Below are 20,968 nucleotides of genomic sequence, written 5' to 3'. Positions count from 1 at the left end.
CCACCCGCTGTTCGCCGATGACGGCGCTGACGGCAGATTAGTCAGGACACGGTGAATTTAAAAGCCGCCCCCGTCGCATGCTCCACGACCGGATTGCGCGGCATCGTTGACAGGCGATGCGACGATGCCGCGAATAGCGCCATGGACGCTCGCCGGCCAACAATCGGGGAACATGCGCTCGATCCCTCCCTGCCCGCAGACGAGGCGGTGCGGGTTCTCGCGCGGGCCCTTCTCGCGGACATGACCCACGCCCTCGCCACCTTCGGCGCCGCGCCGGCGGCAGCCGCGCATGAGACGCGCAAGGGCATCAAGGCGCTGAGGGCGCTGCTGCGCCTCGCCGACCCGGCCTGCGAGCGGCTGGGCGGGATCGACAGGCGATTGCGGAGCAGTGCCGATCTGCTCGCCGGCGCGCGCGAGGCGCGTGTCCTCGCCGAAACGCTCCGCACCCTGGCGCCCCGTGCGCGTGGCGCGGCCGCCGCGCCGCTCGCCCGCCTGGCCCGCTGGGCAGGCGAGCGGGCCACCGCTGCCGAGGCCGAGGCTTTCGAGCACCGGCGCGTGGCGCAGGCGGAGGAGGCGTTGAACGAGATCGGCGAAAGTATCGGCGGCTGGCCTGTGCCGGGTAACTGGTCCGCATTGCTCGATGGCGCAAGACACGCGGCGCGCCGGGCGCGACGGCGCCTCGCGAAGGGCCTCGCTCGCCGCGATGCCGACGAGCTGCATGCGGCGCGGCGCTGGGTGGTGCGCCACCGCTACCATCTCGGCTTCCTCGCCGCTGCGGGGCGGCACAGGCAGACGCGCCGCTTGCGCATGCAGGACCTGCGCGATCTGCTCGGCCGTCACCACGATCTTCACGATGCCCGCCGCGCCATCACCGAGTCCGGCCTCGTCGGCATCACGGAACTTGCGGCTATCGAGAGGCTCGTCACGAAGGAGCAGCGACGGCTGGAGAAAAAGATCTGCCGCGCGGCCAACCGCCTCTTCGGTGGCAGGAACCGCCGTCTCACGAAGGCCCTGAAGGCCAATTTCGGCCAGCGGGCGGACTGACCACGCTCAGCCGGCCCGGGCGGTGGCCGGCTGCTCCATCGCGGCCCGCCATTCGGCATCGGCGCTGAAGTCAACGCCGTTGTCGACCGAGAGCACATGCGCGAGGCGCGTGCGTGCCCGGTTGATGCGGCTCTTGATCGTGCCGAGCGCGCAGCCGCAGATCTCCGCCGCTTCCTCGTAGGACATGCCAGCCGCACCGACGAGCACGAGCGCCTCGCGCTGGTCGGCCGGCAGGGTCATCAGCGCGGCGCGGAAATCGCACATGTTCATGTGGTCGAGCTGCGAAGGCGGCATGGCCTGGGCGGCGGCGGCCCGGCCGTCCACGTCCTCCACCTCGCGGCTGCGCTTGCGGTACTCGGAGTAGAAGGCATTGCGCAGGATCGTATAGAGCCAGGCGACCATGTTGGTGCCCTCGGTGAAGGATCCGAGGTTGGCCCAGGCGCGGATAAGGGCCTCCTGCACGAGATCATCTGCGCGGTCGGGGTTACCCGTCAGGGACAGCGCAAAGGCCCGCAGGCTCGGGATGGCCTTCAGCAGATCCTGCTTGGTCTTCTCAGTCGGCTGCATCGGCGGCTCCCTGTTGGCGATCGAGCGCTTCGAGAAGCTGGCAGAAGCGGTCCGGCACCGGCTCGTCGAGAATGTCGTCGTACATTGCCTTCAGGCAGCGCGTCAGATGCTCGGGCAGCGGAATCGCCGGCCGAGTGGCAGGAAACGGCGCAACAACCGTTCCGTTCGTGTCATCAGCCATGAAGCGCCCGCTTTCTCTCTTGCGTAGCTGAGGGGCTGCCCGGCCGCCGCCGGCGGCAGCATCACGGCGTCGGTTGCGGCCGTCTCCGGCCCTTCCGTCGCTCGCCATGGTCATCACGGTTTCTCCGTAAATGCTGTCACGATGATGTGTCCGTCCTGTGTCCATCCCCGTTTAACGTGACGCGAGCCGAGAAGTTCCAGGAAAAGCCGGCGCCCGCGAAGAACAGCGAACGGAACCAACCTCGTCGCCGCGACGTTCTTTCCGGTGAGCCGCCCGCCGCGGCTTTTCGCGACATTCCTCAGGAGGTGAAAATGAACTGGGATCAGGTCGAAGGTAACTGGAAGAAGTTCAAGGGCATGGCCCAGCAGCAGTGGGGCAAGCTCACCAACGACGACCTCGATGTCATCGAGGGCAAGCGGATGGAACTCGTCGGCCGGCTCCAGGAGCGCTACGGCTACGCCAAGGACGAGGCCGAACGCGAAATCGACAGCTGGCTCAACCGGAAGTAAGCGGGACCGAGCCCCATCGACGGGGAGGAGGAGAGGATGGCCACCAAGACAGAGGACGTGTCCGCCGAGGCGGTTGAGCTGCGACGGGAGATCGACAACCTGCGGGGCGATATCGGCCGTCTGACCGAAGCTGTTTCCGCCCTCCTGCAGCGCGAGATTGCCGACACCGGCGAGCGCGTACGCGAGGCGGCGGGCGAGACGCTGAACCGCTTCTCGTCCACTGCCGAGGACATCGCCCGGGCCACGCGGGACGCGGCCGCGGGCGCCGAGCAGCGCCTGCGGTCGGCTGGCTCCGAGATCGAGCGCGGCATTGAGCGCAATCCGCTCACGGCCGTGTTGATCGCCGGTGGCATCGGCCTCATCCTCGGCATAATGAGCCGGCGCTGATGGGTGGCCTGTTCTCGCTCGTCACCAATGTCGCCCGCCGGCAGGTGGAGGAAACGGTTGCGCGCGCCGTGCGCAGCGTTGTCCTCACCTTGCTGGCGGCCGTCCTGCTCGGCATCGGCCTTGTCTTCGGGGCGATCGCCGCACACCGCTGGCTGGAAGGGCTCTACGGGCCGATCGTGGCCCCGCTGATCGTGGCGGGGACCTTCGTCGTCATCGCGGCCATCGTCCTTCTGGCGTCCCGTTCCGAGCGCGCGCCCCCGCACCTCGTCAGCACACCGCGCACGAGCGCGGCGGCCGCAGGCGCACCACCCACGGCGGCATCCGCGTCGGACAAGCAGACAGCGCTGGAAGCCTCGGCGCTCGCCGCCGGGCGCGAGCTTGCGCAGTCGCTCGACGGCAAGCAGCTCGCGCTCGTGGCGCTGATCGCCGGTTTCGTTTCCGGCCGGCTCCTGGAAACGCGCGGCCCGGCAAAGCGGCAGGACTGATTCGGGCGGCCCCGGCTCCGGCCAGGGCCGCTCTGTCCGTCAGCTCGCCTCGGCGACGGAGCCGACGCCGGCCTGGTGCGAGCGCCGGTCGAAGAACAGCGCCTGGCTGATCACCGCCTTTACCGCATCCGGGTTGAACGGCTTGGTGACGAGGAAGGTCGGCTCGGGCCGTGCGCCCGTCAGCAGCCGCTCCGGATAGGCCGTGATGAAGATCACCGGCATTTCCGCCTCGGAGAGGATGTCGTTCACCGCATCGAGGCCGGACGAGCCGTCGGCGAGCTGGATGTCGGCGAGAACAAGCCCCGGCCGGCGGCGCTTCACCGCCTCGAGCGCTTCCTTGTGCGTACGCGCCACGTCGATGACACGGTGACCGAGGCTCTCGACGAGCGCCTCGAGATCCATGGCGATGATCGGCTCATCCTCGATGATGAGAATGTCCGTCGCCAGCTGCTGGGAGAGTTCCCGGCCCGCCTCCGTGAGGAGGCCGGTGGCCTCGTCCTCGGAGCAGTCGAGCGCCTCGGCCACGTGCGCCGTCGAAAAGCCCTCCACGGCCGCGAGCAGGAAGGCGACACGCGGGCGCGGCGTCAGCTGCTCGAGCCGCGCGAAACCTTCATCCTGCTGCCCGGGCGCAACGGGCGCTTCCACCCTCGGCTGGGCCGACTGCCACACCTTGAGGAAGACACGGTAAAGAGCGACGCGCAGGTCGATCCGCCGGTCGAGCGCAGCGGGATCGGCAAGGATCGCCTCCAACGTCGCAACGGCATAGGCATCACCGCCGCTCTGGCTGCCCGCGAGCACACGCGCGAACCGGCGCAGATAGGGCAGATGGGGAGCAATCGCTTGGGCCAGGGACATGAACAACCTCTGTTTCGTTGTCGTCAGCACACCGCCGCAGCGGTGACGGCCCGCCCGCCTCATGCGGCGTCAGCCATCATGAGCAAACTAAGTCTATCCAAAAAAGTTCCGATGGGGCAGGAACAAATTAAAATCCCGTCCATTATTTGATGTAACGGGAAGATTGCAGACGGAACACGAGCAGGCATATGGGCGCTGACGAGGCCGCAAAGAGTGGTCGCACCCGACGGCAGCAGGACCCCGCGACGGGCTCGCCCCTCTCCGGAGGGAGGGGGCCCGGCAGGCAGCGGACCCTCGACAGGGACATCCAGGCGCAGATCGGCCAGCAGTTGCGGGCGATCTACGATGATGTCCTGACTCAGGAAGTGCCCGACCGTTTCACGAAGCTGCTCGCCGAGCTCGACGCCCGGATAAGCGAGGCTGCTCCTGCCGCGGAAAAGCCGGACAAGAGCGGGCAAGAGCGATGAGGATCGGCCGAGGTGCTGGCAGTTTCCCCGACGATGGAAGCGCGTTGGCATGAACGGTCGCCATTGATGCCCGTAGCCTCCCGCATGTGCCCGGCGCGTCGGTCACGCTCATGGAGTTGACCGGCGCATCATGACCATCCTTCGCAACACCGGCGCGAGCGCCCCCAACGACGACCGCCAGATCCATGCCATGGACGGAGTGAGCGGTCTCGGCCGCAGTTTGCGCGGCCGCCTTGTCGCGGCGCTGGCTCTTGTGCTGTTGCCTTCGGCGCTGATCGCGCTCGGCTGGACCGTGGCGCAGAACCGGCAGTTGCGGCAGGAGCGGATCGATGCCGCCGTCCAGGCCAACGCATATGTCTCGGCGCAGATCGACGAGGTGCTCAGGGAAGCGCAGCTTGCCGCCGCCGAACTCGAGGCGCAGCTCGAGAAAACCCGCGATGCGGCCGATCCCTGCAGCGCGGCTGCGCCGGTTCTCGGCTCCTACCCCGAAATGACGGCGGTCGCCGTCTTTGCCGGCGATGCACTGCGCTGCGCCTACGGCTTCGAGCGCGAGGCCCTCGTCGCCCGCGCCAGCGCGACGACGCGCGACCGGCTGTCGGCGCAGCTCGCGCAGGGGCTCACGGCCGTGATCGACAGCCCCGTCACCGGTGGCCCGGTGCTGGTAGCGAGCGCCATCGGCTCGGGGCGTGACCAGGATACGATCGCCATCTTCTCCGTCTCGCACATCGTCTTCGAAATTGCCCTGCGCTCGGCCCGGGTGCTGCAGGAGCGCGGCTCGATCGTCCTTTCGCCGTCGGACCGGCTGGTGGCCGAGTACCGTACCGAGAACATCCCCGCCGACTGGCTGCCGAGGAACGGCGTCTCCGCCCGGCAGTTCGGCAGCGGCTCCCACGTCTTCACGGGCGAGAGCCGCGGCGGCGAGGACTACCGCTACTTCGCCACCCGCTCGTCGCGCACGGGGGTGACGGTCCTCACCGGCTATCCCTCGGCATCCTTCTTCAGCAACGAGCAGCGCCAGCTATGGGGCGCCATCATGCCGCCGGTCATCATGCTGGTAGGCGCGACAATCGGCATCGTCTTCGCTGTCGACAGGCTGGTGCTGCGCTGGCTGCACTACCTCAAGCGCCTGACGCGGGTCTACGGCAGCGGGCGCTTCTCGGTCCGCGCCGTGCGGCTCGCCCATGCGCCGAGCGAGCTCGCGGAACTCGGCGAGGCCTTCGACAACATGGCCGAGAAGGTCGCCCAGCACGCCGAGGCGCTGGCAACGGTGGCGGAGGAGAAGTCGCAGCTCCTGCGCGAGCTGCACCACCGGGTCAAGAACAACTTCCAGGTCATCGTCAGCCTGCTCAGCCTGCACAAGCAGGCGCTGCCGGCGGAGCGGCGCGACGACATCCGCTTCATTGAGGATCACGTACAGGCCATGGCGGTGGCCTACCGCGTCTGCTACGCGCTGGGCGACGTCACGGATGCCCAGCTTGCCGAACTGCTGGAGGACGTGGTGGACGGCCTGCGCCGCTCAGCCGCCCTGCCGGCGGACCAGGTGAGGGTCGAGGTGACCGCCCGCGACATCATGGTGGACCTCGACCGCGCCATCGGCATCGGCCTTTATCTCGCCGCGCTGCTGCCCGCCTATTTCGACGAGGCGCGGCGCAAGGGCCGATGCGTCGACATATCGGCCGTGCAGAGGGAGAACGGGCTCGTGCTGAGCTGCCGCTTCGCCGACGACGCCCCCGTCTGCGCCCTGCCACCCCTGCGGGAACGGCTGACACGGGCCTACATCCGCCAGCTTGCGGCACGGCCGCTCGACGCCGACTGCGCCAGCGAGCGCAGCATCGTGCTCGCCATTCCGGCACCGAGGCCTGCCGCCGGCTGATCAGCCTTCGCCGAGCCGCCGCGACCAGTCCTCAACCTCGCCGCGCTCCAGCCGCCGGGTCGCCAGTGCCTTCCACGACGCTGGCAGGCGCGGCAGGCGCGCCAGCTCGGCGAGCGCCTCGCGGTCGAGCACATCGACGTAGAGAACGTGCAGCACGCGCGACAACGGCCAGCGCGGCTGCTGCCGCTCAACGAGTTCCATACGGTCGCCCGGCGTGACCAGGCCCGGTTCCAGCACCCGATAGTACCAGCCGGTGCGGCCGCTCTGCTGCACGCGGCGGGCCATGTCCTTACGGTCAAAACGGTGGTTCAGCTTCCAGCAGGGCTGGCGCGCCTGCGAGACCTGGAGCAGCGCGGTGCCGACGCGGAAGACGTCGTCGATGCACACGTCCGCCTCGACGAGGCCCCGCGTACGCAGGTTCTCGCCGAAGGCGGCCCGCTGCGGCAGGAATACGGACATGTCGATGCCCTCGCCCGCCCAGGCGTCGTAGTGCTCCGCCGGGTAGTGGTGCACCGCCTTGTCCAGCCCGCCGTGATTCCTGCGGTCGGCCTGCTCGTCGCCGGCGAGCCCCGTGGCGCGGATCTCGACCGGCCCGTCGAGACGCCGCTTGTCGATGGCGCTGAAGGTGCCCTCGCGTGCGTAGGGCACCGCCTTGCCGGCAAAGACGGCCTCAATCGCGATCATCGGCCCGTTTCTCCTTTCCGCTCGCGTTGTAGCGGCTCGACGAGCGGGCCGGCATGTGCCACGGCGTCGCCGCCCTGCCCTATTCGGTGCCGAACAGCTCGGCGCAGCGGGAGAAGGAGAGGCCCGCCCCTTCCGTGTCCCGGTTGATCCGCACCGAGGTGATGATGCCCTGCGCATCCGTCACGATCTGCGCCTCGCAGAACAGCTCGACACGCTGCGCCGGCTGCACGATCACCGAAGTCGGCATGGCGAAGCGGAAGGAGGTCGACGTGCTGCGCGTGCGGGTGATCGTGGTGCCCGGCGCCGGATTGGACACGGTCGTCACCGTGCGCTCGGAGCGGGAGATCGGCTGCGAGAAGCCCTGTGTCTGCACCCGCGCCGGCCGCACGTAGCTCGTCTCGCCGCCGCGCCAGGTGTAGATCGCCCCGCCATCCTCGAGCTCGTAGCGCGACTGCGGCGGGCCGTGCTCGATGAAGAAGTCGTCAGCCTTCTGGCCGATCCACTTGCCCCTGAGCGCCCTGCTGGCCTCCTCCGTCGTCTTGCAGCCTGCGAGCGCCGCGCCCATCGCGAGCGCCAGCGCGATTCGCGTCCATTTCATGAGCACCCCCCAGGTTCTGGCAAACCGGGAAGGTGTTCTTGCCGTCCCGTTCCGGAAAGACAAGGGGACAAAGGAACGCGGCCGCGACGACGGCCGCCGGCCTCACAGGCGCCAGTGCAGGACGCCGCCGGGCAGGCTCCCCGGCACGATGGCCGAGCGCACGTCGATCACCACCGCGTCCGGAGCCAGCATCGATGCGAGAAAAGCTCCGCCGTCAGACAGATAGGCCCGGTGCGGCACGGCGAGCACCAAGCCGTCGAGCCGCTGCAGGGCTGCGAGGTCGGCAAGGGCGATGCCGTAGACGCGCTCAGCCTCCCGCGCGTCGGCGAGCGCGTCATGCACGAGGGGACGGATGCCATACTCGCCGAGCTCGGCGATGATGTCCGGCACGCGGCTGTTGCGCAGGTCCGGCACATTCTCCTTGAAGGTGAGGCCGAGGATGGCGACGCGCGCCGTGCGCAGGTCACGCCCGCGCCCCAGAAGCAGCTTCACCAGCTTCTGGCCGATGAAATGGCCCATGGAGTCGTTGATGCGCCGCCCGGCGAGGATCATCTGCGGGTGGTAGCCGAGCGCCTCGGCCTTGGCGGTCAGGTAATAGGGATCGACCCCGATGCAATGGCCGCCCACAAGGCCCGGCGAGAAGCGCTGGAAGTTCCACTTCGTGGCCGCAGCGTCGAGCACGTCGCTGGTGGCGATGCCGACCCGGTCGAAGATGAGGGCGAGCTCGTTCATCAACGCGATGTTGAGATCGCGCTGGGTGTTCTCGATGACCTTCGCCGCCTCCGCCACCTTGATGGACGGCGCCTCGTGGATACCGGCCCGCACCACCGCGCCGTAGACCGCGGCCACGGTCGCGAGCGTTGCCTTGTCGGATCCGGAGACGACCTTGGTGATCGTGGTGAAGCGGTGGGCGCGATCGCCGGGGTTGATGCGCTCGGGCGAGTAGCCGACGGTGAAGTCGCGACCGAAGACGAGGCCGCTCTCGGCCTCCAGCACAGGCACGCAATCCTCCTCGGTCGCGCCGGGATAGACGGTCGATTCGTAGACGACGATGTCGCCCTTTTTCAGCGCGCGCCCCACGGTACGGGAGGCAGCGAGGAGCGGCCGCAGGTCGGGTAGGCGGTCCGGCGTGATCGGCGTCGGCACCGTGACGATGTGGAAGTCCGCCTCGCGCAGCGCCTCGGGATCGCTCGTCAGCCGCAGTGTGGGCGCCGCAAGCTCCTGCGGCTCGACCTCACCCGTGCGGTCGATTCCTTCGTTCAGCTCCGCGATGCGGCCTGCGTCGATGTCGAAGGCGATGACGCGAAAGCCACCCGCCGCGAAGGCGCAGGCCACCGGCAGGCCGACATAGCCGAGACCGACGACCGAAATGGTCCGGTCCGGCCTGTCAGACACCGTAATACTCCCGATACCAGTCGACGAAGCGGCCGACACCGGTCTCAACGGGGGTGGACGGCGCATAGCCGGTGTCGCGCGCGAGGGCACTCGTGTCAGCGAAGGTGGCAGCCACGTCGCCGGGCTGCATCGGCAGCATGTTGCAGATCGCCCTGCGGCCCAGCTTCTCCTCGAGCACGCGGATAAAATCCATCAGGGGCACCGGGCTGCCGCGGCCTATGTTGTAGATGCGGAAGGGGGCGATGCCGCTCGACGAGGGGTCCGGATGCGGCGAGGCGGCATCCCAGGCGGGATCGGGCCGTGCCGGCCGGTCGAACACGCGCACCACGCCCTCCACGATGTCGTCGATATAGGTGAAGTCGCGGCGCATGTCGCCGTTGTTGTAGACGTCGATGGCCTCGCCCGAGAGGATGGCGCGCGTGAACTTGAACAGCGCCATGTCCGGTCGCCCCCACGGGCCGTAGACCGTGAAGAAGCGCAGCCCCGTGCACGGCAGTCCGTAGAGATGCGCATAGGAATGTGCCATGACCTCATTCGCCCGCTTGGTGGCTGCGTAGAGGCTCATCGGATGGCCGACGCCGTGCTGCTCGCTGAACGGAAGGGCGGCATTGGCGCCGTAGACCGAACTCGTAGAGGCGTAGACCAGGTGCTCGACGCGCGCCTGCCGCGAGCATTCGAGGATGTTGAGGAAGCCAACGAGATTGCTGCCCGCATAGGCGTGCGGATTGGAGACCGAATAGCGCACGCCCGCCTGGGCAGCGAGGTGGATGACGCCGCGCGGCCGGTGGCGGGCGAAGACATCCTCGAGCGCCGGCCTGTCGGCCACGTCAACACGCATCTCGACGAAGCCGGAGCGTCGGGCAAGGCGCGCCAGCCGCGCCTCCTTCAGCGCCGGGTCGTAATAGTCGTTCACGATGTCGAGGCCGACCACGGTTTCGCCGCGCGCCAGAAGCGCCTCGGCTGTGTGATACCCGATAAAGCCGGCCGCACCGGTGACGAGAATGGTCATATCGCTGGCCCGTCCGCTCGCCTGTCCGCGACCGAGGCGGACAGCGTTTCATAACCGCTGACGTGGCCTTTGCACAGACGGGCATGACCGGCCCTTCCGGGCAGTCTCCCACAAGGGCATGCGTGCCTTCCCGTTGCCCGGGCCTGCCCACGCGTTGCTCTTGACGACCGCTCGCCGGCATGCCCTCGTATGGCACAAAAACGGGGAACCAGCCATGTCGAGCACACGCATGCCCATCAACGCCGTAAGAAACTTCCTCTCCCGCAGCCTCTCCCGACGGGCGCTCGCCCGCGGCCTCGTCGGCGCCACCGCTGCCGTCCTCATCGCCTCTGCCAGTCCCGTCGCCCTGGCCGCGACACCGAAGGACACGCTCGTCCTCGCATGGGCCATCGACGACATCATCACGCTCGATCCCGCCGAATCTTTCGAGATCAGCGCCGGCGAGATCATGGGCAACACCTATGACCGGCTGGTGCGCTTCGACGTGGCCGATCCCTCCAAGCTCTACGGCGACGTCGCCGAGAGCTGGACAGTCTCCGAGGACGGCAAGACCTACACCTTCAAGCTCAAGCCCGGCCTCAAGTTCGCCTCCGGCAACCCGCTGACGGCGGAGGATGTCGCCTTCTCGCTGCAGCGTGCGGTGAAGCTCGACCTAGCACCGGCCTTCATCCTCACCCAGTTCGGCCTGTCGAAGGACAATGTCGAGCAGAAAGTGAGGAAGATCGACGACCTCACCGTGGTGCTGGAGACGGACAAGGCATATGCGCCGACCTTCGTCCTCAACTGCCTCACAGCGAACGTGGCCGCCATCGTCGACAAGAAGCTCGTGCTCGAACACGAGAAGGACGGCGACCTCGGCAACGGCTGGCTGAAGACGAACTACGCCGGCTCCGGCCCGATGAAGATTCGCGACTGGCGCGCCAACGAGATCCTGGCGCTTGAGCGCAACGACAACTACTACGGCGAAAAGGCCAAGCTGCCGCGCGTCATCTATCGGCACGTGAAGGAGAGCGCGACGCAGCGCCTGCTGCTCGAGAAGGGCGACGTCGACATCGCCCGCAACCTCACGCCCGAGGATCTGGCGGCGGTCGAGAAAAATGCCGACATCGCCATCACCAGCCGGCCCAAGGGCACGATCTACTACATCAGCCTCAACCAGAAGCACCCGATCCTCTCCAAGCCCGAGGTGCGCGAGGCGATGAAGTGGCTGGTGGACTACGACGCCATCGGCGAGACGCTGATCAAGGGCATCGGCAAGATCCACCAGACCTTCCTGCCCATGGGCCTGCTCGGCGCCATTGACGAGAAGCCCTACAAGCTCGACGTCGCCAAGGCCAAGGAGCTGCTGGAGAAGGCGGGGCTGAAGGACGGCTTCTCCATCACCATGGATGTGCGCCAGACCCAGCCTGTCGCCGGCATCGCCGAGGCGGTGCAGCGCACCTTCGCCCAGGCCGGCATCAAGATGGAGATCATCCCCGGCGACGGCAAGCAGACGCTCACCAAGTACCGCGCCCGCAACCACGACCTCTATATCGGCCAGTGGGGCGCCGACTACTGGGATCCCCACACCAACGCCGACACCTTCGCGCGCAACCCGGACAATTCCGACAACGCGGCGTCCAAGCCGCTCGCCTGGCGCAACGCCTGGGACATTCCGGAGCTGACCAAGAAGGCCGACGCCGCGGTGCTGGAGCGTGACGAGGCCAAGCGCGTCGAGATGTACGCCGAGCTGCAGCGCGACCTCCTGAAGACGAGCCCGTTCATCATCATCTACCAGATGGTCGAGACCGCCGGCGTACGGAAGAACGTGCAGGACTTCGTCCTCGGCGCGACCTCGGACTCGACCTACGTGTTCAAGGTCTCCAAGAACTGAGGGCCGCATGGCACCCGGTACCGCCAGGGCAGGCGGGCGCAGACGCGCCCGCCTGCAGGCGACGGCCATGGCCATTGTGCGCTTTCTCGTCGTCGTCGCGCTGACCTATCTTGGCCTGCTCGCCGTCACCTTCTTCATCGGCCGCGTCATTCCCGTCGACCCGGTGCTCGCCATCGTGGGAGACCGGGCCCCAACGCACGTGGTGGAACGTGTGCGCGAGGAGCTGGGCCTCAACCTGCCGCTCTACCAGCAGTTCCTTATCTATATCGGCAAGGCGCTGAGCGGCGATTTCGGCACCTCGGTGCTGACGTCCAACCCGGTGATGGCCGACATCCGCCGCGTCTTCCCCGCGACGCTGGAGCTGGCGACGCTCGGCACACTCATCGGCACCGTCCTCGGCGTGCCGCTCGGCGTCCTCGCGGCGGTGCGGCGCGGCAGCTTCCTCGACCAGATCGTGCGCGTCATCGGCCTCGTCGGCTATTCGGTGCCGATCTTCTGGCTGGGCCTGATGGCGCTCCTCGTCTTCTACGCCCGGCTTGGCTGGGTGGAGGGACCGGGACGCATCGACGTCGTCTACGAATACACGGTGACGCCCGTCACCGGCATCCTGCTCATCGACACGGCGATGCAGGGCGAGTGGGAGGCCTTCCGCAACGTCTTCGGCCACCTCATCCTGCCGGCGTCGCTGCTCGGCTATTTCTCCATGGCCTACATCAGCCGCATGACGCGCTCCTTCATGCTGACGGAGCTGGGGCAGGAATATGTGGTGGCAGCGCGGGCGAAGGGCCTGTCCGAGGGCAAGATCATCTGGCGCCACGCGCTGCGCAACGCGCTGGTGCCACTCGTCACCGTCATCGCCCTGTCCTACGCCACGCTGCTCGAGGGCTCGGTGCTGACGGAAACGGTGTTCTCCTGGCCCGGCCTCGGCCTCTACATCACCGATTCCCTGCAGAATGCGGACATGAACGCCGTCCTCGGCGGCACCATCGTCGTCGGTTCGGTGTTCATCGGCCTCAATCTGCTGTCCGACCTGCTCTACCGCGTCCTCGACCCCAGAACACGAGCCCGATAGCGGATCCGCGCAAGATGAAGAACGACGCTCAAACCTGGCGCGAATGGCTGACGAGCGAGCGGCCGGCCTCGCGCCGGCAGGCCCGCCTCGGGCGCGCCTATGCGGCCTGGTCGCGCTTTGTCGACAACCGGCTCGCCATGGCCGGCCTCTTCATCATCCTGGCGCTCCTCCTCGTCGCCATCTTCGCCGACGTAATCGCGCCCTACTCGGCCGTGACGGACGGAGACCTGCGCACGGCGCGCCTCCTGCCGCCGAGCGCCGAGCACTGGTTCGGCACCGACGACCAGGGACGCGACATCTTCGCCCGCCTGGTGCACGGCTCGCGCATCACGCTCTTCGTCGTCGTTCTGGTGGCGGTGATCGCAGCGCCCGTCGGCCTGCTCATCGGCACGGTCTCGGGCTATGCCGGCGGCTGGATTGATGCAGTGCTGATGCGCATCACTGACATCTTCCTCGCCTTTCCGCGCCTCGTGCTGGCGCTGGCCTTCGTGGCGGCGCTCGGACCGGGCATCGTCAACGCCGTCATCGCCATCGCCATCACCTCATGGCCGCCCTATGCCCGCATCGCCCGCGCCGAGACCCTGACGCTGCGCCATGCGGACTACATCAATGCCGTGCGGCTGATGGGCGCCTCGCCGGCACGCATCATCGCGCGCCACATCACGCCGCTGTGCGTGTCGTCGGTCATCATCCGCGTGACGCTGGACATGGCCGGCATCATCCTCACGGCGGCGGGCCTCGGCTTTCTCGGCCTCGGGGCCCAGCCGCCGTCACCAGAATGGGGTGCCATGATCGCCTCCGGCCGCCGCTTCGTGCTCGACCAGTGGTGGGTGGCGGCCGCCCCAGGCGTGGCCATCTTCATCGTCAGCCTCGGCTTCAACCTGCTGGGCGACGGCCTGCGCGACGCACTCGATCCGAAGGCGGCCGGCCAATGAGCGCGCTTCTCGAAGTCGAGAACCTCCGCGTCAGCTTCCCCACGCGCTCGGGCGTGGTTGAGGCCGTGCGCGGCGTCTCGTTCACCCTCGGGCGTGAGCGGCTCGGCATTGTCGGGGAATCCGGCTCGGGCAAGTCGCAGACCGGCCGCGCCATCCTCGGCCTCACACCGCCGCATGCGACCGTCTCCGCCGACCGGCTCGTCTTCGACGGCATCGACCTACTCTGTGTGAGCGCGAAGGAGCGACGGGCCCTGCGCGGCAAGCGCATCGCCATGGTTCTGCAGGACCCCAAGTTCTCGCTGAACCCGGTCATGCGCATCGGCGACCAGATCATGGAAACCCTGGCCGCCCACGGCCGCGGCACCGGCGCCGAGGCCCGGCGGCGCACGCTCGCCATGCTGGAGGCCGTGCAGATCCGCCACCCGGAGCGCGTCTTCAGGCTCTATCCGCACGAGGTCTCCGGCGGCATGGGGCAGCGGGCGATGATCGCCATGATGCTGGTGGCCGAGCCGGACCTGCTCATCGCCGACGAGCCGACCTCAGCCCTCGACGTGACGGTGCAGCTGCAGGTGCTGTCCATCCTCGACAAGCTCGTGGCCGAGCGCGGCATGGGCCTGATCTTCGTCTCGCATGATCTGAGGCTCGTCTCCTCCTTCTGCGACAGGGTGCTCGTCATGTATGCCGGCCGCGTGGTGGAGGAGATTGCCGCCGACAGGCTGCACCAATCGCAGCATCCCTACACGCAGGGCCTGCTCAACTGCCTGCCCAAGCTCGGGCAGAGCCAGCACCCCCTGCCGGTGCTCGATCGCAAGCCGGAGTGGGCAGCATGACCGACGCGCTTACGATCAGCGACCTCGTCGTCGAGTTCGACGATTTCCGCGCCGTGGACGGCGTCAGCCTGTCGGTACGGGAGGGTGAGTCCTTCGGCCTCGTCGGGGAATCGGGCTCCGGCAAATCCACCGTGCTGCGGGCCGTGGCCGGCCTCGCTCCGATCACGGCCGGTACGATTGCCGTCGGCGGCGAGACGCTCGGCCGCACGCGCAGCAAGGACTTCTACCGCCGGGTGCAGATGGTCTTCCAGGACCCCTACGGCTCGCTGCATCCACGCCACACCATCGACAGGGCGCTGGCCGAGCCACTGGCGGTGCACGGCATCGGCGACGCAGAGCAGCGTATCGTGAAGGCGCTCGAGGAAGTGGGTCTCGGCACGGGCTTTCGCTTCCGCTATCCGCACCAGCTGTCCGGCGGCCAGCGCCAGCGCGTCGCTATCGCCCGGGCGCTGATCCTGGAGCCGAAGGTCCTGCTGCTCGACGAGCCCACCTCGGCCCTCGACGCATCGGTGCAGGCCGAGGTGCTCAACCTCCTCGAGGAGGTGCGGCGCAAGCGCGGCCTCACCTACATCCTCGTCAGCCACGACCTCGCCGTCGTCACGCACATGTGCGAGCGCCTGCTCGTCATGCAGCATGGCAAGCCCGTGGAGCTTCTCACCTCGGCCGACCTGGCCGCGCGGCGGATCGAGACGCCCTACACGCGCGAACTGATGGTGGCGAGCGAAGGCTTCAAGCGCGGTGCGTGAAGCTCGCGGGGCATGCCCCCGGCTCGCCCCAAGGCCGTTTCACGATTCCAAACGAAATCCGCCGCGCTCATCGCGCGGCGGATGACTTTTCCGGGCTCGACAGCCTTCCTCAGGCAGCCTTCACCTGGGCGAGGAACTCGTCCACCTGCTGGCGCAAGATGTCGGACTGGCGCACGAGGTCGTTGGCCGCCTCGACGATCTGGCTCGAGACGACGCCCGTCTCGGCCGCCGCGCGGCTGACGCCGGCGATGTTCGAGGACACCTCCTGCGTGCCCTGGGCGGCCTGCGAGACGTTGCGGGCGATCTCGTTGGTGGTCGCACCCTGCTGGTCCACGGCCGAGGCGATCGTGGTCGAAACCTCGTCGATCTGGCGGATCGTCTCCGTGATGCTGTCGATGGCCGCCACGACGTCGTTGGTGGCGTTCTGGACAGCGGCAATCTGAGCCGAGATGTCGTCCGTCGCCTTGGCGGTCTGCTCGGCGAGGTTCTTGACCTCGGTGGCGACGACGGCAAAGCCGCGACCCGCCTCGCCAGCCCGCGCCGCCTCGATGGTGGCGTTGAGGGCGAGGAGGCTCGTCTGCGAGGCGATGTCCGTGATGAGGCTCACCACCTCGCCGATGCGCTGGGCGCTGGTGGCAAGGCTGCGCACCACGTCCGCGGCCTGCTTCGTCTGGCCGTTCGCCGCGCTCGCAACACGGGCCGCGGTCGTGACCTGCTGCCCGATCTCACGGATGGAGGCCGTGAGCTCCTCGGCCGCCGAAGCGACAGTGTTGACGTTGCTCGTCGCCTGCTCCGCAGCGGCGGCCACCGTCGTCGACTGGCGGCTGGTCTCCTCGGCGGCGGAGTTCATGGCGTTGGCGTTCTGCTGCAGCTGAGCAGCGGCGGTAGCCACGGCCCGGGCAACGCCCATCGCCTCGGCCTCGAACTTGTTGACCAGGGCCTCGATGGTGCGCGCACGCTCTTCCTTGGCGCGCTGCTCGGCCTCCTGCTGGGCGGCGAGACGCTCCCGTTCGATGGCATTCTCGCGGAAGACCTCGACGGCACCCGTCATCTCGTCAATCTCATCGCGGCCAAGGGCGGGCGGCACCTCGACATTGCTGTCACCCTCGGCAAGACGCAGCATCACGTCGCGCAGACCCTGCAGGCGACGCGCCAGTTTGCGCGCGACGACGAGAGCGAGCCCGCCGATGAGGAGGAAAAACACGAAGCCGACACCAGCCGCCATGAGCGACGCTTCCCGGATGCGCGCCGTCACGTCGTCGGTGTAAAGCGAGGTGCCGACGGTCCAGTTCCAGGGCCCGAAGCGCTCGACATAGGCGAGCTTGGGCACCGCCTGCGACATGTCATCGCCCGCGCGCGGGAAGCTGTAGGAGATATAGCCGGAGCCCTTCTCCTTGCTGATGGCGAGCATTTCCTTCACGTACGCCACGCCGTTGGCGTCCTTGGCGTCCATGAGGTTCTTGCCCTCGAGGGCCGGGTGACCGCCGTTGACGATCTCGTTGCCCTCATCGTCGATGATGAAGAAGTATTCGTCGCCATTGTAGCGCATGGCGCGAACCACGGCGCGCGCACGCTGCTGCGCCCAGCCCTCGCCGATGAGGCCCTTCGCGGTTTCCTGGAACTGCTGGTCGATGGCCTTGATGACGACGCCCGTCACCGACTTGAGCATCTCCACGCGAGCCTCGCGGATCGAGGCCGCCTCCATCGATGCAAGGATGGCCACAACCGCAGCGATGCTGACCGCAAAGAGTACGACGACCGACGCGAGCCGCGCACCGATCGTCCTGAGGCCGATCTTTTCTAGAATGCGACCGAATCCGTTTCGAACCTTGGCAGTTTCCATGCCAGCCACCCCGCAATCGCAGACCGGCTCTCGCCAGCCGGTCGCCCTTCATTTCATGCCGCCCCGTTGCCGGTCGGCGGCGTTGCCTCGCCGATCAGGCTGCCATTGGCCGGGCAGCCTGCTCGATCGCGTATCGGAATAGACGCCACATGGCGGTGCCGCAGAGCGGACGCCGCCGGCACTTCTCCGGCTGGGCCGAGCGCAGCAGAACCCGCCGGAATCGAGGGAACACAATTTCCCACCAAACACCGCCGGCACCCTAGGAGCGGAGCCTTGCGCGAAGCTGTAGGTCGGCTCAGCGCGCCAGCGTGACCGGCATCCCCGAGCTGAGCTCGACGCCGCGGTACCTACCGCCGTCCTCCACGAGGCGGACGACCATCGCGCCGCGTGCATAGAGCACCACATCGCCCCCCTTGAGGTCCCAGCCGTTGATGCTCCGCAGCGCCTCGCTGGTGCAGCCGCTCGTCGACGCGCGGTACTGGTCGAGGAGCCCGGCATTGGTCAGCACCAGCTCGCAGGCCTTGCCGCCCGCCTCGGTCACGCGCCACCGGCCCGAAAGCTGGGACCGCTGGGGCAGCGGCTTCACCTGACGAGACTGGGGCGGCGGATCGTAGCCCTTGACCACCTTCGGCGCCGGCAGCGGGGCGGGAGCGGCAGGCACCACCCGGGGAGGAGGCGGAGAGGCCGGCTGCGGCCGCGGAGGCTCCACCGTAACAGGCGGCATCGGCTCTTCCCGCACGGCCCTCGCCCGCGGGCGCGCGGGAGCGGCCGGCGCCACGACGACGTTCTCCACCACGACCTCGACGGAGGGCGGCGGCGGCCGATAGCACCGCACCGGCGGGTTCCAGGGACTGGTGTAGTAACGCTCGCAGCTGTTGAACTCGCCTGACTGACAGCCGGCGAGAAAGACGAGCCCGAGAAGCGGTCCCGCGCTGCGGCCAAGCCCCCGCATCGGCGCACGGGCAACGCGGCCCGCTTCCGCGCTCGAGGAGGTGAATTCGCGCGTCTTCTTCATTGTGTGGCCTCAAAAGGCATCCGGAACGGCAGCATGAGGCGGGGATCGTCGAGGCCCGCGGCCAGCCGCCGACGAGCGGCATCATCCGTGGCCATCAGCAGGCCGGCGATCACCTCCCCCTTGCCTGCGACCGAATAGCGAAGAACATTAGCCGGCTCTTTTTCTCCGCAGGCGCCGGAGAGAAAGCCCAGCGCACCGCCCGCGCCATCCTCCTGTCCGCAAACGAAGGACAGGCCCTTCAGTGAACCTTCGCGGACCTGTGCGACGATCTGCAACCGGCTGTTGCCGGCAAGGGCGAGGCCGACCCCGGCCGTCACCAGCACGCCGGCAACGCCCGGCCCGAGATGCAGGAAGCCCTCGGCGACAACCTCCGCGTCGGTCTCGGGGCTGGCCAGGCGATCGAATACGGCAATGCCCGAGAGGTCGTCGAGCAGCAGGAAGAGCCGGCGATGGCGATGGGACGTTCCGTGTGCGTTGCTGTCGACGAGGAGCGCTCTTGCCCCCTCGAGAGCGATGTCTGCGACAAGCCAGCCGCAGCCACCGACGCTTGCCGCATCGACCGGCCTGAGAATGTTGTGGGCAGCGCCGCTGCGGAAGTGGCGGCCCGGCGCACCGGCGTCGCGGACGGCGATCCCGCCCGGATCGGCGACCCAGCGGATGCCCTTCGCGGCATAGACGAAGGAGCCGCAGTCGTCGTGCCCGCGGCCGCAGCTCGCTCCGAAGCGCGCGGCGAAATAGGCCCAGTCGCTGGCGTCCTTGTGGCGCGCCGTCACGATCCCGGCCTGCCTGTCGAGCACGATCGGGGCGGAGGCCCGCGCGGCCAGCATCTCGGCCACCGCCGGCTCGGACATCACGTCGCGGCCGCAGCGGGCGATGAGATCCCGCAGGATGGGCAGGTGCTCCGCCCCGCCCGTCGTCTCGCCGAAGGGGACGAGGCAGCCGTCAGGGTCCGTCAGCGCCACGCTCGTGGCAATGGCCCGACCGAGCGGCATCGCCAGCCGCCGACGCAGACCCTCCGTGCCCGGCAGGGCGGCGAGGACACCCTGCACCGCCAGAGCGACGGCGAGCGCCTCGAAATGAAGGTGCGACGAGCCCTCGCTCGGCATCGCCGCCTCGTCGAAAAGCTGCGTCACCGACCAGTCGATGTGATTGAGGGCCAGCAAACGCCACAGGGGTGCGAGCGGCAAGCGGGGCAACGCCGCGGCGGCGGTGGCGAGCGCGGCCGCAGCATGCAGCCGCTCGCGCGCCTCGCCGATGAGATTGTCGCCCAGGGCCTCGGCGAAGAACCGCGCATGCCGCACGATGGCGGCGAGCAGCGCGACGCTCCTGCCGGCCGGCAAGCCGGCCGAGAGCGACCGCGAGAGGAGCTGCACCAGCACCTCGAGACGGATCGCGGCCGTGCGCGGACTGAAGCGATCCTCGTCGTCTATGTCCGCACGCGGAAAGGCCGCATCCCACGACAGGGCGAGGGCTACAGCCTGGGAAAGGTTCTTGCGCTCGCCGTCCCCCACGAGCGAGAGCAGCCAGCCGAGCGCGTGATAGCGGGCACGCCACAGGCCGCAGGCAAAGGGATCTTCCTGCCAGTCGAGGACTTCCGGAAGGAGCCATTCCTCGCGCCCGGCAAGCCTCAGGCGCCCGTCGGCCGCCGCGCCCATGCCGCCGGCGAGCCAGGCGCCGAGATCGGTCTGGACGAGAGGCGCTGAAGCAAGGGCCGTTTCATCGACGAAGGAGGCGAGCAGCCCGCGCGCGTCGCGCTCGGCGATGCCGAAGCGCTCGGCCAGATGCCCGAGCGCCGCCAGCGGCTCGCCTTCAGCCGCTGCGGAGCCCTGCTCGTCGAGCGCGACCTCATAGGGCAGGCAGCGCCAGATCTGCGCCCGCCCGCGCGCCTGGAAACCGATCTCGACCAAGCTGGCACCGGCGGGCGGAACGAGGCGCAGCGTGAAGCGCCGTGCGCGCCGGTCCGTCGGAAGCATAATGAAGGCGCCGACGCCCTCCGCCTCGAGCGTGCCCTCGTAGGGGCGCGGCAAGGCACGGCCCTTTTCGTCGCGGTAAACGATACGCACGAAGGCCATGTCCGGCGCCGGCGAAGCGCACAGGAGCTGGCCGCGCAACGTGAGCGCAACGCCCGGCACGACACCCCAGGTCTCCCAGCGCGGCTCTGCATCGAGAAGCTGCATACCGGGCGGGTCCGCCGTCTCCCCAGCTGGCTGGGGCAGAAGCTGCAACCGGGGCGCCGACACCTCGAACGGCGCCGTGTTGCGCCAGCTGCGCACCGACAGCTCCACCCGTTCGGCATGGCCCGGCAGCCAGAAGGCGACACGCACCCGGGAGACCTTGTGCCCCGGGGCGACAGGGCCGGCCAGGTCGATCACGAACGGGTCGATGCGCCCGCGCATCAGCCCCGGCACGACCGGTAGGTCGAGGCTCACGCCGTCAGCCGTCAGGAAGTCGAAGCCGAGCCGCACCGCATCCGGCACGCCGACGGCCTTCTCCTCCTCGGCCCAGGTGATGGCGAACGACAGCTCGCACCACCGGCCGGCCGGCACGGCGCCGAATGAGAACTGGGCCCGCGCACGCCGGTTGCGTGCCTCCACGACGTG

Annotated in this window: 21 protein-coding genes; 11 read left to right on the top strand and 10 right to left on the bottom strand. The window is 68.6% G+C overall.

Annotation, left to right across the window (positions count from 1 at the left end; all coding sequences use genetic code 11):
• Nucleotides 1–141: 141 nt before the first annotated feature.
• Complete coding sequence (locus tag HNQ73_RS06545) at nucleotides 142–1,044, top strand: CHAD domain-containing protein (protein ID WP_183333516.1); 903 nt, start codon at nucleotides 142–144, stop codon at nucleotides 1,042–1,044.
• A 6-nt stretch (nucleotides 1,045–1,050) separates the two neighbouring features.
• On the opposite strand, the gene HNQ73_RS06540 is transcribed toward HNQ73_RS06545, so the two are convergent.
• Both HNQ73_RS06540 and HNQ73_RS17910 read right to left on the bottom strand, forming a co-directional pair.
• The gene (locus HNQ73_RS06540) at nucleotides 1,051–1,611 is read right to left on the bottom strand and encodes a sigma-70 family RNA polymerase sigma factor (RefSeq protein WP_183333514.1); all 561 of its coding nucleotides are present in this window, start codon (nucleotides 1,609–1,611) and stop codon (nucleotides 1,051–1,053) included.
• A complete protein-coding gene (locus HNQ73_RS17910) occupies nucleotides 1,598–1,906 on the bottom strand; it encodes a NepR family anti-sigma factor (protein WP_244650000.1) in 309 nt (102 codons plus the stop codon). Before HNQ73_RS17910 ends, HNQ73_RS06540 begins: the two co-directional genes overlap by 14 nt.
• A 197-nt stretch (nucleotides 1,907–2,103) precedes the next feature.
• Between HNQ73_RS17910 and HNQ73_RS06530 the strand changes: the two genes are divergently transcribed.
• The 3 genes from HNQ73_RS06530 to HNQ73_RS06520 are packed head-to-tail and all read left to right on the top strand — an operon-like array spanning nucleotide 2,104 to nucleotide 3,173.
• Complete coding sequence (locus HNQ73_RS06530; protein ID WP_183333512.1) at nucleotides 2,104–2,301, top strand: CsbD family protein; 198 nt, start codon at nucleotides 2,104–2,106, stop codon at nucleotides 2,299–2,301.
• A 36-nt stretch (nucleotides 2,302–2,337) separates the two neighbouring features.
• Complete coding sequence (locus HNQ73_RS06525; protein WP_183333510.1) at nucleotides 2,338–2,688, top strand: ElaB/YgaM/YqjD family protein; 351 nt, start codon at nucleotides 2,338–2,340, stop codon at nucleotides 2,686–2,688.
• Nucleotides 2,688–3,173, top strand: coding sequence for a phage holin family protein (locus HNQ73_RS06520; protein ID WP_183333502.1), 486 nt, complete (start codon nucleotides 2,688–2,690; stop codon nucleotides 3,171–3,173). Before HNQ73_RS06525 ends, HNQ73_RS06520 begins: the two co-directional genes overlap by 1 nt.
• Nucleotides 3,174–3,212: 39 nt before the next feature.
• Here the strand turns inward: HNQ73_RS06520 and HNQ73_RS06515 are convergent, their stop codons facing one another.
• Entirely contained in the window at nucleotides 3,213–4,028 is an 816-nt protein-coding gene (locus tag HNQ73_RS06515) for a response regulator (RefSeq protein ID WP_183333500.1), read from the bottom strand.
• Nucleotides 4,029–4,216: 188 nt separating this feature from the next.
• On the opposite strand from HNQ73_RS06515, the gene HNQ73_RS06510 reads away from it, so the two are divergent.
• Together HNQ73_RS06510 and HNQ73_RS06505 are read left to right on the top strand one after the other, a co-directional pair.
• Nucleotides 4,217–4,495, top strand: a complete 279-nt coding sequence (locus tag HNQ73_RS06510) for a NepR family anti-sigma factor (protein ID WP_183333498.1) — start codon at nucleotides 4,217–4,219, stop codon at nucleotides 4,493–4,495.
• Nucleotides 4,496–4,625: 130 nt separating this feature from the next.
• A complete protein-coding gene (locus tag HNQ73_RS06505) occupies nucleotides 4,626–6,368 on the top strand; it encodes a sensor histidine kinase (protein WP_183333496.1) in 1,743 nt (580 codons plus the stop codon).
• Here the strand turns inward: HNQ73_RS06505 and HNQ73_RS06500 are convergent, their stop codons facing one another.
• From HNQ73_RS06500 to HNQ73_RS06485, 4 genes are all read right to left on the bottom strand, one after another.
• On the bottom strand, nucleotides 6,369–7,052 hold the full coding sequence (locus tag HNQ73_RS06500) for an MOSC domain-containing protein (RefSeq protein ID WP_183333494.1): 684 nt from the start codon (nucleotides 7,050–7,052) through the stop codon (nucleotides 6,369–6,371). It lies immediately after the preceding gene.
• Between the two features lie 79 nt (nucleotides 7,053–7,131).
• Entirely contained in the window at nucleotides 7,132–7,650 is a 519-nt protein-coding gene (locus tag HNQ73_RS06495) for a hypothetical protein (RefSeq protein ID WP_183333492.1), read from the bottom strand.
• Between the two features lie 102 nt (nucleotides 7,651–7,752).
• Nucleotides 7,753–9,045 carry a nucleotide sugar dehydrogenase gene (locus HNQ73_RS06490; protein WP_183333490.1) on the bottom strand — a complete coding sequence of 431 codons (1,293 nt, stop codon included), beginning with the start codon at nucleotides 9,043–9,045 and terminating at the stop codon, nucleotides 7,753–7,755.
• The gene (locus tag HNQ73_RS06485) at nucleotides 9,038–10,054 is read right to left on the bottom strand and encodes an NAD-dependent epimerase (protein WP_183333482.1); all 1,017 of its coding nucleotides are present in this window, start codon (nucleotides 10,052–10,054) and stop codon (nucleotides 9,038–9,040) included. Before HNQ73_RS06485 ends, HNQ73_RS06490 begins: the two co-directional genes overlap by 8 nt.
• A 214-nt stretch (nucleotides 10,055–10,268) precedes the next feature.
• Here HNQ73_RS06485 and HNQ73_RS06480 point away from each other — a divergent pair, with 214 nt between their 5' ends.
• Genes HNQ73_RS06480 through HNQ73_RS06460 form a run of 5 tightly spaced genes read left to right on the top strand, consistent with a single transcriptional unit; the run spans nucleotide 10,269 to nucleotide 15,510 of the window.
• Entirely contained in the window at nucleotides 10,269–11,927 is a 1,659-nt protein-coding gene (locus HNQ73_RS06480; RefSeq protein ID WP_210305024.1) for an ABC transporter substrate-binding protein, read from the top strand.
• A gap of 7 nt (nucleotides 11,928–11,934) precedes the next feature.
• Complete coding sequence (locus HNQ73_RS06475; protein WP_183333480.1) at nucleotides 11,935–12,999, top strand: ABC transporter permease; 1,065 nt, start codon at nucleotides 11,935–11,937, stop codon at nucleotides 12,997–12,999.
• A 14-nt stretch (nucleotides 13,000–13,013) separates the two neighbouring features.
• Nucleotides 13,014–13,934, top strand: a complete 921-nt coding sequence (gene nikC, locus HNQ73_RS06470) for a nickel transporter permease (protein WP_183333478.1) — start codon at nucleotides 13,014–13,016, stop codon at nucleotides 13,932–13,934.
• Nucleotides 13,931–14,764, top strand: coding sequence for an ABC transporter ATP-binding protein (locus HNQ73_RS06465; RefSeq protein ID WP_183333476.1), 834 nt, complete (start codon nucleotides 13,931–13,933; stop codon nucleotides 14,762–14,764). The genes nikC and HNQ73_RS06465 overlap by 4 nt, the downstream gene beginning before the upstream one ends.
• On the top strand, nucleotides 14,761–15,510 hold the full coding sequence (locus tag HNQ73_RS06460; RefSeq protein ID WP_183333474.1) for an ABC transporter ATP-binding protein: 750 nt from the start codon (nucleotides 14,761–14,763) through the stop codon (nucleotides 15,508–15,510). The genes HNQ73_RS06465 and HNQ73_RS06460 overlap by 4 nt, the downstream gene beginning before the upstream one ends.
• Before the next feature lie 109 nt (nucleotides 15,511–15,619).
• Here HNQ73_RS06460 and HNQ73_RS06455 read toward each other — a convergent pair whose 3' ends face one another.
• The 3 genes from HNQ73_RS06455 to HNQ73_RS18140 form a co-directional block, all read right to left on the bottom strand.
• Entirely contained in the window at nucleotides 15,620–17,353 is a 1,734-nt protein-coding gene (locus HNQ73_RS06455; protein ID WP_183333472.1) for a methyl-accepting chemotaxis protein, read from the bottom strand.
• A 295-nt stretch (nucleotides 17,354–17,648) separates the two neighbouring features.
• Nucleotides 17,649–18,368 carry an AprI/Inh family metalloprotease inhibitor gene (locus tag HNQ73_RS06450; protein ID WP_183333470.1) on the bottom strand — a complete coding sequence of 240 codons (720 nt, stop codon included), beginning with the start codon at nucleotides 18,366–18,368 and terminating at the stop codon, nucleotides 17,649–17,651.
• Nucleotides 18,365–20,962, bottom strand: coding sequence for a heparinase II/III family protein (locus tag HNQ73_RS18140; RefSeq protein ID WP_183333468.1), 2,598 nt, complete (start codon nucleotides 20,960–20,962; stop codon nucleotides 18,365–18,367). Before HNQ73_RS18140 ends, HNQ73_RS06450 begins: the two co-directional genes overlap by 4 nt.
• Between the last annotated feature and the right edge of the window lie 6 nt (nucleotides 20,963–20,968).

Source organism: Chelatococcus composti (assembly GCF_014201415.1).
Lineage (GTDB): Bacteria > Pseudomonadota > Alphaproteobacteria > Rhizobiales > Beijerinckiaceae > Chelatococcus_A > Chelatococcus_A composti.
The sequence above is the reverse complement of the archived record's forward strand: the minus strand, read 5'-3'. Positions and strand labels throughout refer to the sequence as shown.

Bases quoted from the DNA above. Each gene is read 5' to 3' on its own strand.
- HNQ73_RS06545 (WP_183333516.1), top strand. From the start codon at position 142: ATGGACGCTCGCCGGCCAACAATCGGGGAACATGCGCTCGATCCCTCC.
- HNQ73_RS06540 (WP_183333514.1), bottom strand. From the start codon at position 1,611: ATGCAGCCGACTGAGAAGACCAAGCAGGATCTGCTGAAGGCCATCCCG.
- HNQ73_RS17910 (WP_244650000.1), bottom strand. From the start codon at position 1,906: ATGACCATGGCGAGCGACGGAAGGGCCGGAGACGGCCGCAACCGACGC.
- HNQ73_RS06530 (WP_183333512.1), top strand. From the start codon at position 2,104: ATGAACTGGGATCAGGTCGAAGGTAACTGGAAGAAGTTCAAGGGCATG.
- HNQ73_RS06525 (WP_183333510.1), top strand. From the start codon at position 2,338: ATGGCCACCAAGACAGAGGACGTGTCCGCCGAGGCGGTTGAGCTGCGA.
- HNQ73_RS06520 (WP_183333502.1), top strand. From the start codon at position 2,688: ATGGGTGGCCTGTTCTCGCTCGTCACCAATGTCGCCCGCCGGCAGGTG.
- HNQ73_RS06515 (WP_183333500.1), bottom strand. From the start codon at position 4,028: ATGTCCCTGGCCCAAGCGATTGCTCCCCATCTGCCCTATCTGCGCCGG.
- HNQ73_RS06510 (WP_183333498.1), top strand. From the start codon at position 4,217: ATGGGCGCTGACGAGGCCGCAAAGAGTGGTCGCACCCGACGGCAGCAG.
- HNQ73_RS06505 (WP_183333496.1), top strand. From the start codon at position 4,626: ATGACCATCCTTCGCAACACCGGCGCGAGCGCCCCCAACGACGACCGC.
- HNQ73_RS06500 (WP_183333494.1), bottom strand. From the start codon at position 7,052: ATGATCGCGATTGAGGCCGTCTTTGCCGGCAAGGCGGTGCCCTACGCA.
- HNQ73_RS06495 (WP_183333492.1), bottom strand. From the start codon at position 7,650: ATGAAATGGACGCGAATCGCGCTGGCGCTCGCGATGGGCGCGGCGCTC.
- HNQ73_RS06485 (WP_183333482.1), bottom strand. From the start codon at position 10,054: ATGACCATTCTCGTCACCGGTGCGGCCGGCTTTATCGGGTATCACACA.
- HNQ73_RS06480 (WP_210305024.1), top strand. From the start codon at position 10,269: ATGTCGAGCACACGCATGCCCATCAACGCCGTAAGAAACTTCCTCTCC.
- HNQ73_RS06475 (WP_183333480.1), top strand. From the start codon at position 11,935: ATGGCACCCGGTACCGCCAGGGCAGGCGGGCGCAGACGCGCCCGCCTG.
- nikC (WP_183333478.1), top strand. From the start codon at position 13,014: ATGAAGAACGACGCTCAAACCTGGCGCGAATGGCTGACGAGCGAGCGG.
- HNQ73_RS06465 (WP_183333476.1), top strand. From the start codon at position 13,931: ATGAGCGCGCTTCTCGAAGTCGAGAACCTCCGCGTCAGCTTCCCCACG.
- HNQ73_RS06460 (WP_183333474.1), top strand. From the start codon at position 14,761: ATGACCGACGCGCTTACGATCAGCGACCTCGTCGTCGAGTTCGACGAT.
- HNQ73_RS06455 (WP_183333472.1), bottom strand. From the start codon at position 17,353: ATGGAAACTGCCAAGGTTCGAAACGGATTCGGTCGCATTCTAGAAAAG.
- HNQ73_RS06450 (WP_183333470.1), bottom strand. From the start codon at position 18,368: ATGAAGAAGACGCGCGAATTCACCTCCTCGAGCGCGGAAGCGGGCCGC.